Raw genomic sequence first — 13,800 nt, 5'->3', positions numbered from 1 at the left:
ATTACTTATCCAGAACGCTTAATAAATGGTGCCTTCCCTTGAGCATATAATCTTTGCTTTGTTCTATCGCGTCCATAACTTGGTCTAGAATAACATCAATGGGTTGGGTATAATCAATGATCATGGGTTCCTTGAATCGAATGGATAACACAGAGCCTTTTTTCTTGAATGCCAATCCTTTTTTATTAAAAGCTCTCCAAAATCCATTAATAACAACAGGTACTACTACCGGTTGGTTGTTTTTGATAATATGGGCTGTTCCTTTTCTTCCGGGAGCAAAGGGTTTTGTAGTACCCTGAGGAAAAGTGATCACCCAACTTTTATCCAATGCCTCATCAATTTTCTGCGTATCAGACTCATCACGATTTCTTTGAACCTCTTTTCCCTCTGCTCGCCATGTTCTTTTAACAGTAAGTGCTCCACCTAACTTAAATAAACGACTTAACCAGTTCCCGTTCATGGTTTCTTCTGCTGCCACAAAGTATACATTGGTAAACGGGTTCAATAAATAAAAAGGAAGTCCGAGTTTATTCTGTTTCCTCCATTTTACTGCACAAAAAATATGAATGAAGGCAATGACATCTGCAAAATAAGTCTGGTGATTGCTGACAAACAATACATTTTGTCTGGGTAAACGCTCCAGATGCTCTGTTCCTTCGATCTTTATCTTATTAACGATAGCTAGACCAGGGTAAGAAAAGATTCCTACAACAGCGTATACAATCGAACGGATAACTTTAATATGCTTTAGGCGTTCAGTTAATCGCATAGGGTTGATAGTTGGCAAGTCGTGCAAAATAAGAAATGTAATCAAATTGTTAAGTGATTGTTCAAAAAATGAGCTCCAGAGGTTCAAAAAATAGAAGTGGAAAGATACTTTTGCGCTGTAAAAGCAAATTATGGAATTGAATACGGTGATTTTTGACATTGATGGACTTTTGATCGACAGTGAACCGCTTTGGAATGAAGCCGCTACCGAATTGTTTCAACAGTATGGAGTGAATATGACGGAAGAGCAGTATAAAAGTACAACTGGACTTAGAACCAAGGAATTTGTTCAATGGTGGTTTCAGTACTTTAATATTGGTGAACCCGAAATGAAACGTGCGGAACAAAAAATAGTGGAACTGGTATTACATAAGATCGAAAAGAAAGGAAAAATCATGCCCGGAGTAGATTATATTTTCGACTTTTTCCAGCGCAAATCATTTAAAATTGGTCTCGCTACTTCTTCTCCCCCTTCTTTGATTGATCTGGTTGTCAAAATCGCGGGAATCAGCAAATACCTTCATGCTACAGCTTCTGCAGAAGATTTAGCATATGGAAAACCACATCCTCAAGTATACCTGAATTGTGCAGAATTATTGGGTAGCACGCCTACAAATTGTATTTGTTTTGAAGATTCTTTTAATGGACTGATTGCAGCAAAAGCTGCCCGCATGAAATGTGTCATCGTACCACATGTGTCTCAACTAAAGGATGAAAGATGGGGGACTGCTGATTTGAAATTATCATCCCTACAAAATTTTGGAGAGCTTCATTTTGATTTAGTCAATAGACCATAGTCCATGGACCATGGACTATGGTCTATTGACTAAAAAAAGAGGAGGAAGTCTCAAAAGTAAAAAGAAGGCTTTGAGAATCGCCTAAATGAAAACTTTCTCCATCAGGTACCCGAATAAAAAGAGGCTGTATCGGACTTTTGATACAGCCTCCTCTTTATATAGATAACTAACTAATGATTAGTTTCTGCTTTTCAAATTTGGATGTGGGGCAGGTACTGTATTTGGACCAGCTTCCAGTGTACCTTGAAGATCAACTGTATTAGCATCGCCATCTTGACCATAAGTGAAGATGAAACGATTTTCAGAAACACCCTGCTTTTCAACCAAGTATTTAATCACTGCATTTACACGATCCCAGCTCAACTGCTGAGCAGCTTTGCTTGATGCACCGTATCCGATTACTTTAATATTACAAGCCGGATTAGCATTGATTCTTGCAGCCACACCAGTCAGAATGTTTTGAGCATCCTTAGAAAGTGTTGCTTTTCCTTTGAACTGAATGCTTGGTAAGCTACCGATGTTACACTGAGGTGTAGCTTCTGCAGGCTTCATGTTAGCGATCATGTCTTTGATCTCTTTGCAACATGCAGGCTCAGGACAAGTACCGATACCATCATTGTTTACAGGGAAACATTTTTGAGCAGTCAACAGTTCCTTGTCTTTGTAATCAGGAACACCGTCACCGTCAGTATCTTTCGCACGACCATGTGTATCAACTGGAGCACCAGCAGGTGTGTTAGGCTCAAGATCAAACTGATCAGTAACACCATCTTTATCGGCATCAGGAAGAACCACTTTAGGCATCTTCATGTGAGATGGAGAATTCAACTCGCTATAAACGAAGTTGTTTGGATTGAGCCACCACAAAGGCTGAACTTTCTTAGAAGAATTACCGATGTTTACATTCACACGTGCACTGGTAAAGCCAAAATAATCATTATTGTTACCGGCTCTAACTCCATCTAAAAAGTCATAACCAGGAACTGTGAAAGTGTATTTGTGTTCAAGACCAATATTCACTTTTTTGCTCATTTTGAAAGCAATACCAAAACCTAAATTAAGACCATGGTAAAGAGTATATGCTTGTCTTCCGTTAATAGTAGCGCCACCAAATGTTGTGATGGTACCTGCTTGACTATTGGGGAAAACCTCATTTTGGTTGTACCCGTAGAAGAAGCTGTAACCACCTGGCTGTGCACCCCCAGGTCTTCTATACATTACGTTAGAAGCACTTAATGCATAACCTGCTAAAACGTAAACATTGGTTTTAGGGTTGCCGCGATAATGACTGGCAGCGTTTAATGATGCAATTACATCAACACCTAACTGGTAAGTTTTGTTTTTGTAATCAGGACGACCTACTGCTGCCTGAAAAGCATTTGCTGTACCTGAATTCCACAAACCAGTCAAGCCGGTTCTTACAGAAAAGGTATGATTCAATGCTTTACGCAAAGAAACAGTAGCACCAAACCCTGTTTTAGATTTGATATCTCCTGTAATAGATGAAGCACCTACACCAAATCCTAATTCCCACTGATTACGTGGAGCTGCCGGATAAGGGTACTGGTTATTCAGAAACTCATTATGCTGGGGTAATTTCTTTACAGAAATTTTGGAAGTATCTTTCCAATCCCATCCCCAATCTGTTTGAGCCATACCGATCGACTGTATCAGAACGATCAGTGCCAGTGTTAAAATGTTCTTTTTGCTTGCCATAATTATTGATTGATATTTAATAAGAACTTCTTTTACTTCGAGAAACATTGCAAATTTACATATTATGAAACAAATCGGCAATATTTATACAAATATATTGTTTAATCTTTTCACTAACAATATTCATACCAGACTCAATTTCAACGCAGAACGCTGCATCCGGCAACCGATTGTTGCTTACGATGGCTATATTGCAACTTATTAAGAACGATGGAATTAGCTAAAAAAGTAATATCAGAGGAACTGGTTCAATTTGAAGGGCATTTCCGAGAAGCTGTCAAAAGCAGGGTGGCTTTATTAGACCGTATTATGCAGTATATCGTAAAACGGAAAGGTAAGCAGTTAAGACCCATGTTCGTATTGCTAAGTGCCCGATTGGGCGGTGAAGTCAATGATAGCACTTATAGAGCTGCCTCTCTGGTAGAACTTCTCCATACCGCCACCTTGGTACATGATGATGTGGTTGATGACGCTATGGAACGTCGTGGTTTCTTTTCGATTAATGCACTTTGGAAAAACAAAATTGCTGTTCTTGTAGGCGATTATCTGCTCTCAAAAGGACTTTTATTATCGTTGAATAATAAGGATCATGAAGTACTTAGAATTTTATCTGAAGCAGTAAGACTCATGAGTGAGGGTGAATTACTCCAGATAGAAAAAGCCAGAAAACTAAACCTACAAGAATCCATTTATTACGAAATAATTAATGGAAAAACCGCCTCTCTTTTAGCCTCCGCCTGCGCCGCAGGGGCATCCACTACTTTTACCAATCAACAAGACGTAGAAAAAATGAGACTCTTCGGTGAAAAAGTAGGGATGGCATTTCAAATCAAAGATGATCTCTTTGATTATGGATCGGATGATATAGGGAAACCTACAGGCAATGATATTAAAGAGAAAAAACTAACCCTACCGCTGATCTACACCCTCAATCAATGCTCAGCAGATATCAGAAGAAAGATCATCTATATCATCAAAAATGAGAATACACAAAAAGACAAAGTAAAATTTGTAATTGACAGTGTGATTGCGACAGGAGGTATTGCATACGCTACGCAAAAAATGTTTGCCTTCCGTGATGAGGCTTTAGAAATATTGTATCAATTCCCCGCTTCTCCTTTCAGGGATGCATTGGAAGAACTGGTTCGTTATACAACAGACAGGAATTATTGATGACCAAAAGATGGAACATATTAGATACCAATGCCGAGAAAACTTCATCTCTTCATGAGGTATTGAAAATCAATAAAACACTTTGCGCGATTCTGGTTCAACGAGGCATTGACACTTACGAAAAAGCAAAAGATTTTTTTAGACCACAGCTATCGCAACTGCATAGTCCATGGATGATGAAGGACATGGATAAAGCTGTATCCAGAATACTTAACGCTTTTCAACAGCACGAAAAAGTGCTTGTTTTTGGAGATTATGACGTCGATGGTACAACAGCTGTTGCATCCATGTATCAGTATCTGTCTTCTATTTATGACCAGGTTGATTTTTATATCCCCCATCGTTATCGTGAAGGATATGGCGTTTCAAAAATGGGGATTGATTATGCAAAAGAAACCGGTGTTTCACTTATCATTTCGCTTGACTGTGGTATCAAATCAGTTGATTTGATTGCTTATGCAAAAGCACTTCACATCGACTTTATTATTTGTGATCACCACTTGCCTGATCAGGAATTACCTCCTGCTGTCGCCATTCTGAATCCTAAACAAGTTGATTGTACATACCCCTACAAAGAATTGTGTGGATGTGGCGTAGGTTTTAAGTTAATGACAGCCATTAGTGAAAAATTGTCCCTACCGGAGACGACACATTTCGCATACCTAGATCTGGTGGCAACGGCCATCGCTGCTGATATTGTTCCGATTAATGGAGAAAATCGAATACTTGCTTATTACGGTCTGGAGAAAGTAAATCAAAATCCTTGTGCGGGTATCAAAGCTTTGATGCAGCTGGCTGCTGTTCAGAAAAAAATGCATATCACCAATCTGGTTTTCATAATTGCACCAAGGGTGAATGCTGCAGGCAGAATGGATGATGCAAAAAAAGCAGTTCAGCTCTTTATTGAAAAAGATCCTGTTAAAGCCATGGCTTTTGCTGAAATGCTACACAGTGATAATGCAGATCGCAGAGAAGCAGATAGCACTATAACAGAAGAAGCATTAGCTTTAATTGAAGCCGATCCAACATTTGCAAATAAAAAAACTACAGTTGTTTATCAAGAACATTGGCATAAAGGTGTAGTAGGAATCGTTGCCAGTAGATTGATTGAAAAACATTATAGACCAACAGTCGTATTGACCAAAAGTGGAGATTATATTGCCGGTAGTGCTCGCAGTGTTGCAGGATTTAATTTGTATGAAGCCATTCATGCTTGCCGAGAACATCTCCTAGGATATGGAGGACATTTTGCTGCAGCCGGTATGACTTTATTACCAGAGAAAGTGGATGATTTCGCCGCCGCTTTTGAAAAAGCTGTACAAGAACAAATACAACCGGAACAACTCATCCCTGAAATTATTATTGACGCACCTATTCACTTTGAATCGATCACACCTATACTTTATAGTATACTTACGCAAATGGAGCCATTTGGTCCGGATAATATGCGACCTATTTTCATTGCAGAGAAAGTATACGATACCGGTTTTTCAAAAATTGTAAAAGAACAGCATATCCGATTCGTTGTAAAACAAAGAAACATTACCCTTACAGGTATCGGTTTTAATATGGCGAATAAATTCGAATTACTACAACGGCAACAACCCCTTGACCTCGTTTTTACACTCGATGAAAATGAATGGAATGGAGAAAAAATAATTCAACTGAAAATGATTGATCTGAGGCTAAGCAACTGATATAACCTTTATGTTAACATCTACATCAATAGTATAATCAGTGTATGTCAGCATGCTAATATTAGTAATCTCATGTTATATGCGATTACCATCATTTCGGATAAGTATATAGGTAAAAATAAACGGTCAGCATACGCTGACCGTTATAAGATTGCATCGTTATACTATCAAGCTTTGACTTGTTCAGTTTGTAACAACTCAACACTTCTATTGATAAAATTGGTAAGATCATTGCCTTTAAGTAATCCTTGTGAAAGCAACGCCAGATCTGCAAGGTTACGAACCTGTTTTTGCTGTACATCCGTATTCGTTTCTTTCAGCAATTGTTGATATATAGGATGATTACCATTTACTGTGAGTGTTACTTCATCAGGCATCTGAGCATAAAAGGCGGTCATTCCACCGCCAACACCTGCCATATCTTTCATACGACGCATGAATTCAGGACGTGTAGCAATAACCGGAGCTGTTTCCGGACTCAATCCTTTGATCTCAGTTGTCACATGTAAATCTGGAATTGTCAAAGTGAACAGTTCTTTTAACTTATCTGACTCTTCTTGATTTAAAACAGATTGATCAGACTCCTGTTTATCAATCAAGTTATCTACGATATCAGCATCCACTCTTACAAAGCCTACATTTTCCCATTTCATTTCCATGGTATTAATGAAAGCTGCATCCACCAGTGTTTCCATTTTCACAACAGCATATCCTTTCGCCTTACATGCTTGAACATACGCATCTTGCTGAACAGGATTGGTGGTATATAAGATGATCTGTTTTCCTTCTTTATTTTTTTGTAAAGCCTCAGTGGCTGTTTTATATTCTTCCAATGTGTGGAATTTTCCTTCCACATCTTCCATGATGAGAAACTTATTGGCCTTTTCCAAGAATTTATCATCAGTCATCATACCGTACTTCACAAACAATCCTAGGCTCTCCCATTTTTCTTCAAAAGAATTTCTTTCGTTTCGGAAAATTTCCTCCAGTTTATCAGCTACTTTTTTGGTGATATGTGCATTGATTTTTTTCACATTCGGATCACCTTGTAAATAACTTCTACTTACGTTCAGTGGAATATCCGGACTATCGATCACACCATGTAACAACATGAGGAACTCAGGAACAATATCTTTTACTTCATCCGTAACAAATACTTGATTACAGTACAACTGAATCTTGTCTTTTTGGATCTCATAACTCTGTTTGATCTTAGGGAAGTACAAAACACCCGTTAAATTGAATGGGTAGTCTACGTTGAGATGGATCCAGAAAAGTGGTGTTTCTCCAAAAGGATATAGTTCACGGTAGAATTTTTCGTAATCTTCTTTAGATAATTCCGAAGGTTTTTTGATCCAGATCGGCTGGGTATTATTGATCGCTTTTTCTTCCTCTTCTTTTTTCTCCCCTACTTCAGAGAAGTAAATGGAAATGGGTAAAAATTTACAGAATCGTTCCAGGATACCTTTGATACGCGAAGCCTCTAAAAATTCTCTGCTCTCTTCATTGATATGCAATACAATTTTAGTTCCGCGCTCATTATAATCGGTTTCATACAATTCATACTCCGGACTGCCATCACAACTCCAAAAGACCCCGCTTCCATCTTTAAAACTTTTTGAATGGATATCCACTTTATCACTCACCATGAATGCGCTGTAAAAACCCAATCCAAAATGACCAATGATACTCGCGTCTTTGTACTTATTGACAAATTCTTCTGCGCCACTAAATGCCACTTGGTTGATATACTTATCTACCTCCTCAGCGGTCATCCCCACACCACGGTCTATGATACTCAATGTTTTTTCTTTTGCATCAAGTACTACATCGATACGCAATTCACCGATATCGCCTTTTGCTTCTCCAATAGAAGAAAGTGTTTTTAGCTTTTGGGAAGCATCTACGGCATTACTCACCAGCTCACGAAGGAAAATTTCATGATCACTATACAGGAACTTTTTGATAATAGGGAAAATATTCTCCGTTTGTACACGAATCTGACCTTTTTGCATGGCTCACTTGTTTTGTCGCAAATGAACAAAGAAAATACCAAAACAGCAGAAACTGACAGGTTGACAAGTTATCCACAAAGAGAAAAATGAGTAATGTTTGATAGAACGAAAAATTGTCATTATAGCCTGATTTATCTTTTTGGCGCCTGATCTTAGATGGATCTTTAAGCATCAGCGTTGATTTTCGTCTTGCAGGGGCAATTCAAAATCAGAGCCTATAAAATTACTTCTAATGGAGATCATTCAATAACCCACACAAAAACTCTTCCCATTAGAACGATATACCAATTTATTAAATGACATAATAATGTCCCATAAATGATACAAATTTGACATTTTATAATGTTTTAACCTAACAAAAAGCACTATCTACGAGCAAATAGAAGCCGTCTCAATGACTTAACCGATGAGTTTCTTTAATTGCCTGTTACAACAACATTATCGATTCTAAAAGTTGTTGTAAGCTTGGCATTCTGTACGGGGGGATCATTTCCTTCATATCGAAATGCAATGTGTACTTTTCCTTTCAGATGATGTAAACTTACATCTCCTGAATTGATCCATTCTTTGGGATAGCCGTTCATTGAACCTTTTGCAATGACTGCCGGCAATACTGTCCATTTAGCTTTCCATGGTGTATCACCTCCGTCGTAGTTGGCTGAAACCAGTACTTGTAACACTGCTCCATTATCAAAACCATCTTTTGTAGAAAATCGCAACACTTCATTACTGGAGAAATCAAGGTTGATAATCGGAAGCACCAGCCAACTAATCACTATTGGCTCTCTTGTTGCAAATGCACTTATTTCTGCACATGAATTTCCTGATACAACTTTAGAAAGAAAGAACTTTCCACCGATTTCACTAACATTCTTAATATTAGGAATAGATATCAGACTATCGGAAATTTGTGTTGAAAAATCTTCAGCATAGATTTGTTTAGGTCCCGTTGCTGTACAACGCAATCCATTCATCTGCACATCACTTGTATCTCTAAGCAATAACTGTTTTTGTGTTCTGAATACACTATATATTCCAGTGATATCACCTTGTCCTCTTGCTGTAAGCACTGTTGCGAATTTTGCAAATCCACTCGTACGAACATAAACACTTCCTATACCACAAGTTCTAAGCGTGTGAGCAATCGTCTGTTTATTGACCGCATCAGCATAGGGCTTAGCTGTATCAGAATGATCAAACTCAACTTGTGTAAGCGTTACCAACATGCTCTGAAGTGAATCATTTAGGTCTTGTATTTTCAGTTTAATCGGTAATACATTTTGATTAAGATCTCCTTTTATAATTACCCGGTCGAACAAAGGTTGTGGAATGGGTATGAGTTCAGGAAATTGAGGATTGGATCGATTCACCCCTGCACCCAACTGTATCATTCCACCATAATCTCCCAACCAAAGTCCTTTTAAGCGAATAAAAATCTTTCTCCCGATCGGATAAATATTAAATAAAGAAAACCCATCTAACCGAACAGTAATTCCTGCAGTACTATCTTGTATCACAATCGACTTATAAAAGTTGTCTGTTCTGTCATTGGCAGTAACAATTCCTTCAATAATCAGGTCATCATTAATTTTTTCAAAATTATTGGTGATATGTAAGCGTTTAATTTCAGTAATCGAAATATTCGCTTTGACCCTTGGTCCTGAATATTCAGGTGGCTCATCAAAATGACGTTCGCAATTAATACTGCCCACAATGAAAAACAATGCTATTAGAAATAAATAAAAAGATTTCATGGGTGTCATTATTTATAAATTCATGGTAATAGATACACTATAATTTAGCCCCGGGGAAAAGAAGAGTTTGGGAGGAAACTTTTCTACATTTTTGGTTTCCTGATCAAAGCGAAGCTGTTCATATCCACCGGAAATTATTCCTTGTTCGTTCAAAAGATTTTGTATGCTTAACGAGCAGAAATAGCGAAGCCGTTTACCTGAAGAACCCGTCTTAATAGAAAAGCCTTTTCCGATAAATGCATTAAATAGAATTACCGATGGCAAACGTGTTTGATGAATAATCCTATTCCAATGATCAGATCGATACACAACGCTTTGCAAAGCATCATAAGTTCGCCTAACAGGATTAAAGTCTAACCAGCGCTGATCAAAATAATTCCAGTTCAACCGAACAAAAAAAGCTTGCTGGTTTCGGTACTGAATCCCCGAACCCATTACCATTTGCGGAGAACCTGCTACTCGAAAATTTTTTGCATACACATCCATTTTATCCAGCAGAAACTCATTGTTATCTAATGAAACGGTAACCTGCTGCCGACTGATATACCGATGATGTCCTATGCACGCAGCAATATCTATTTGCCAATTTTCATTGAGCATGTATGCCATACCTATCTCTATACCCGTATGCCGCTTATCAATACCTCGGATCGCATAGTTTACAAAATTCCGGTACCCATCATGATAAAACGTCAATACATTCATACCATCTTGCATCAATGTATGGTAAGCACTTATCCTGAAATGAATTTTTTTTGAAACAAAGCGATACATCCATTCAGCAGATAATATTTTTTCTGACCGAATAGTATCTTGTTTGGTATGACGCATGCGTGGTGACAAATAAATATTTTCAGCAAGTGGCGCCCTTGAACCTATTGCAATAGAAAAAAGTAATGAATGATAGGCTGAGAATTTTCGGGTTAATACCATCTTGAACATAGGATTAAAAAAATGATCTGCCTTTGCATCCCCTTTGGAATGATCAGGAAATAATCCATTTCGGATCAACCCTTTTCTGTAAAAGCTTTGCTTAGAAAAATGCATACCTGCAATCAAGTCCAGTTTCTTACTTTTTTTTTCAGATTGAATCCATGCATCTGCTGCTGAATACAACATTTTATAATCATAACCATATCGATCTCCTTTGTGTACGATCTGATCAGGTTTTTCTAAGTTGTATTGTACAATGGATGGATCGGCAGGAAGATCAGTTTCAGCAAACTGATTATGGTTGACATAAAAATCGGCTCCCAGCAAGTCTTCGACAATTTTATAATGATGATTGATCTGAACCTTGAGATGAACACCTGTAGATAACTGCCATTGTGAATTCAATCTATTCCTGTAATGACTACTGATGATAAAAACATGAGAGCCCTTTATTCTTTTTTCCAAAAGATAATGTGCTCGTTTACCAGTTACAAGATTCCCTTGAATTCCATTGGCATTAGCAACCTGATCAAAACTATTCCGATTGATGGTATATAATTTTTCCCAATCGATTTGTTGCAATGCTACCTGTTCTTGCAAATTCATTTTCACCATTTCTCTCAGTAAACTATCTGTTTGATAATCCGGTAAGTACCGATAATAATCAGGTCTGGGATCTGCTGCCTGAAACCAATCCAATCCTGTGTCCGATCGCTTACCTGTCATCAACCCTAAACTGGTTTGCCATGAACTATGATTATTGGGTTGCCATTCATGTGTCAAAATCATTACAGGCTTATGTTGTGCACCAATGGCTGCATTTCTTTTCACACCATTTTGATAACCCCAGTTAGGGTTGTACCTGTTTCCAAAAAGCAACATTACCGGAATGGTAATGGCTGCTTGTTTTCCATTGTGCGTTTTATTACCAAATAATACAAGAGATAATCTATGTTGATGAGTAAATTGTTTATCTACTGCGAAATAATATCCAATAGAAGAATAGTGTGTACCTGTATTCCAGGATTCCTTCGCTAATCGCATGGCCAGAGTACCGGAAAAGGTCCAACCACGACGATTAGGAATGGTTGTGTACCCAAACTGATAACGATGCGTATACGTTCTGTTTGACAATCCATATACCCATTGCCATTGTGGTCTTTGTGATGCGGCACGCATATCTATAGATGTACTGTTACCTGCATAACTCATCCAGTTATCCTGAAAACGAACAGGCATGTATTCAATACTATTTTTCATCACGGATTGTAATCCACTCCATAATAACCAAGCCGGATTTCCATCATCCAATTGATTTATGTTAAGACCATTGATCAATACTTGATTAAAACTGGCTTCATATCCTCTTGGTCTGAAGCGAAAAGCGCTGAATTGAAAAGCAGCCATTTGATGAAACACATCTTTTTCCGCATACAATGGTGAAGCATGACCTACCGAACCGGTAAGAGCCCGATCCTGTTCATTCATCAGTATCGCTTCATTTTCTACTGATTGTTGTTGATCTAAGAGTAAAAGCAATACGCTATCAGTATGAATGGGAATCGTGTCTGAAAAATGATGATGCTCCATACAGACGACCGATCCTACAGAACAAAAAAGAATCAATAGTAGAGGCATGGTATGAATTTGAATGAAAGTAAATCGTTAATAAGTAGCCTAAAACACCACCAGTCATTTTTGCGGGAAATACGGTACGTAAAAGCTGTATTTAGCGAATGATATCAACTCTTTTCTATGAAAAATCTACTATTGGTATGGCTGTTGCTTTGTTTATGTACAACTGCACAAGCACAACTAAAACGTTATCAGGTTGCCATCATTGGTTTTTATAACCTAGAGAATCTGTATGATACTATTGATAATCCGATCACCAACGATGATGAGTTTACACCCACCGGTGCAAAAAAATATAATACGATTATTTTTCGTGATAAGCTCAATAAACTGGCATCTGTTATCAAAGATATCGGAACCGATTACCATGAATCAGGTGCAGCTATTTTAGGAGTTGCGGAGATAGAGAATGATACCGTACTGCAATTTCTGATTCAACATCCTTTATTAAAAAAAAGAAATTATCATATCGTGCATGCTTCGTCAAAAGACCTCAGAGGCGTGGATGTTGGATTGTTATATCAACCATCTTTTTTTGACCCGATAGAAGCTCAAAAAATATTTGTTCCTCTTCCGGAAAAAAGTAAAAACGTCTCTTTCACCAGAGATATTCTTTATGTGAAAGGAATCATGAGGACAGATACTTTTCATCTTTATGTGAATCACTGGCCTAGTAGAAGAGGGGGAGAGGAAAGAAGTTCATCTGCAAGAATGGCCGCTGCAACTATTTGCCGAAAACATATGGATTCTATTCAGGCCATTACACCCGATGCTAAGATGATTGTGATGGGTGATTTGAATGATGACCCGGAAGACAAGAGCATCGTTCAAGGATTGCGTACCAATTCAAAGCCTGATAAAGTACGTCAAGGTGAGTTGTATAATCCATGGGTGGAACAGTTAAAAAATGGAAACGGCACATTGGCTCATAAAGACAATTGGGGGCTATTTGATCAAATACTGGTATCTAAATCATTACTGGATCGGAAGATGGGGGAATTTTTCTTTTTCCGGGAATACATCTACAATAAATCCTATCTGACAGAATACACCGGTCGTTTTAAAGGCTACCCTATGCGAACCTGGGAGGGAAATCAATATCGGGGTGGTTATAGCGACCATTTCCCTGTATACACGGTCTTTTTGAGGCAAATAGTTGATAATCAATAATTTTAATGCATTTTACATCCCCATTTATATGAGCTGATACCATCAATAAGGCTATAATTCAGTCCTTGTCCGTATATAAAAAAGGTTGACCAAAAAAGGAGGTCAACGTTATGAAAAAGGGCAAGAAAATCGCACCGAAAAG

General features: G+C 38.0%; 10 protein-coding genes. 5 read left to right on the top strand and 5 right to left on the bottom strand.

The genetic code is table 11. From position 1 onward, the window contains the following. Position 1: 1 nt before the first annotated feature. A complete protein-coding gene (locus ACTIEV_RS08105; RefSeq protein ID WP_322196821.1) occupies positions 2–769 on the bottom strand; it encodes a lysophospholipid acyltransferase family protein in 768 nt (255 codons plus the stop codon). A gap of 130 nt (positions 770–899) precedes the next feature. On the opposite strand from ACTIEV_RS08105, the gene hxpB reads away from it, so the two are divergent. Next, positions 900–1,565: a hexitol phosphatase HxpB gene (hxpB, locus tag ACTIEV_RS08100; protein WP_322196820.1), complete on the top strand. Its 666-nt coding sequence runs from the start codon at positions 900–902 to the stop codon at positions 1,563–1,565. 177 nt (positions 1,566–1,742) lie between these two features. Here hxpB and ACTIEV_RS08095 read toward each other — a convergent pair whose 3' ends face one another. After that, a complete protein-coding gene (locus ACTIEV_RS08095; protein ID WP_322196819.1) occupies positions 1,743–3,281 on the bottom strand; it encodes an OmpA family protein in 1,539 nt (512 codons plus the stop codon). 64 nt (positions 3,282–3,345) lie between these two features. Between ACTIEV_RS08095 and ACTIEV_RS08090 the strand changes: the two genes are divergently transcribed. From ACTIEV_RS08090 to recJ, 3 genes are read left to right on the top strand one after another with little or no spacing between them, the layout of a single operon-like run. Then, positions 3,346–3,486 (top strand): hypothetical protein, encoded by a 141-nt coding sequence (locus ACTIEV_RS08090; protein ID WP_178887305.1) that lies wholly within the window; start codon positions 3,346–3,348, stop codon positions 3,484–3,486. A gap of 5 nt (positions 3,487–3,491) precedes the next feature. Next, positions 3,492–4,454 carry a polyprenyl synthetase family protein gene (locus ACTIEV_RS08085; protein ID WP_322196818.1) on the top strand — a complete coding sequence of 321 codons (963 nt, stop codon included), beginning with the start codon at positions 3,492–3,494 and terminating at the stop codon, positions 4,452–4,454. Further along, the gene (gene recJ, locus ACTIEV_RS08080; RefSeq protein WP_322196817.1) at positions 4,454–6,151 is read left to right on the top strand and encodes a single-stranded-DNA-specific exonuclease RecJ; all 1,698 of its coding nucleotides are present in this window, start codon (positions 4,454–4,456) and stop codon (positions 6,149–6,151) included. Before ACTIEV_RS08085 ends, recJ begins: the two co-directional genes overlap by 1 nt. Before the next feature lie 167 nt (positions 6,152–6,318). Here the strand turns inward: recJ and htpG are convergent, their stop codons facing one another. From htpG to ACTIEV_RS08065, 3 genes are all read right to left on the bottom strand, one after another. Then, the gene (htpG, locus tag ACTIEV_RS08075) at positions 6,319–8,166 is read right to left on the bottom strand and encodes a molecular chaperone HtpG (protein WP_322196816.1); all 1,848 of its coding nucleotides are present in this window, start codon (positions 8,164–8,166) and stop codon (positions 6,319–6,321) included. A gap of 416 nt (positions 8,167–8,582) precedes the next feature. Beyond that, positions 8,583–9,920, bottom strand: a complete 1,338-nt coding sequence (locus ACTIEV_RS08070; RefSeq protein ID WP_322196815.1) for a DUF5689 domain-containing protein — start codon at positions 9,918–9,920, stop codon at positions 8,583–8,585. Between the two features lie 12 nt (positions 9,921–9,932). Continuing rightward, complete coding sequence (locus ACTIEV_RS08065; RefSeq protein ID WP_322196814.1) at positions 9,933–12,491, bottom strand: hypothetical protein; 2,559 nt, start codon at positions 12,489–12,491, stop codon at positions 9,933–9,935. A 117-nt stretch (positions 12,492–12,608) separates the two neighbouring features. Here ACTIEV_RS08065 and ACTIEV_RS08060 point away from each other — a divergent pair, with 117 nt between their 5' ends. Further along, complete coding sequence (locus tag ACTIEV_RS08060; RefSeq protein WP_322196813.1) at positions 12,609–13,658, top strand: endonuclease/exonuclease/phosphatase; 1,050 nt, start codon at positions 12,609–12,611, stop codon at positions 13,656–13,658. Positions 13,659–13,800 lie beyond the last annotated feature (142 nt).

The sequence above is a fragment of the Sediminibacterium sp. genome (genome assembly GCF_051861365.1).
Classification (GTDB): Bacteria; Bacteroidota; Bacteroidia; order Chitinophagales; family Chitinophagaceae; genus Sediminibacterium.
This window is presented reverse-complemented; position numbering and strand designations above follow the sequence as displayed.

What these genes read in the sequence shown, in the direction of transcription:
- recJ (WP_322196817.1), top strand. Translation starts at nt 4,454, where the DNA reads ATGACCAAAAGATGGAACATATTAGATACCAATGCCGAGAAAACTTCA.
- ACTIEV_RS08065 (WP_322196814.1), bottom strand. Translation starts at nt 12,491, where the DNA reads ATGCCTCTACTATTGATTCTTTTTTGTTCTGTAGGATCGGTCGTCTGT.
- ACTIEV_RS08090 (WP_178887305.1), top strand. Translation starts at nt 3,346, where the DNA reads ATGAAACAAATCGGCAATATTTATACAAATATATTGTTTAATCTTTTC.
- ACTIEV_RS08085 (WP_322196818.1), top strand. Translation starts at nt 3,492, where the DNA reads ATGGAATTAGCTAAAAAAGTAATATCAGAGGAACTGGTTCAATTTGAA.
- ACTIEV_RS08095 (WP_322196819.1), bottom strand. Translation starts at nt 3,281, where the DNA reads ATGGCAAGCAAAAAGAACATTTTAACACTGGCACTGATCGTTCTGATA.
- htpG (WP_322196816.1), bottom strand. Translation starts at nt 8,166, where the DNA reads ATGCAAAAAGGTCAGATTCGTGTACAAACGGAGAATATTTTCCCTATT.
- ACTIEV_RS08105 (WP_322196821.1), bottom strand. Translation starts at nt 769, where the DNA reads ATGCGATTAACTGAACGCCTAAAGCATATTAAAGTTATCCGTTCGATT.
- ACTIEV_RS08060 (WP_322196813.1), top strand. Translation starts at nt 12,609, where the DNA reads ATGAAAAATCTACTATTGGTATGGCTGTTGCTTTGTTTATGTACAACT.
- ACTIEV_RS08070 (WP_322196815.1), bottom strand. Translation starts at nt 9,920, where the DNA reads ATGAAATCTTTTTATTTATTTCTAATAGCATTGTTTTTCATTGTGGGC.
- hxpB (WP_322196820.1), top strand. Translation starts at nt 900, where the DNA reads ATGGAATTGAATACGGTGATTTTTGACATTGATGGACTTTTGATCGAC.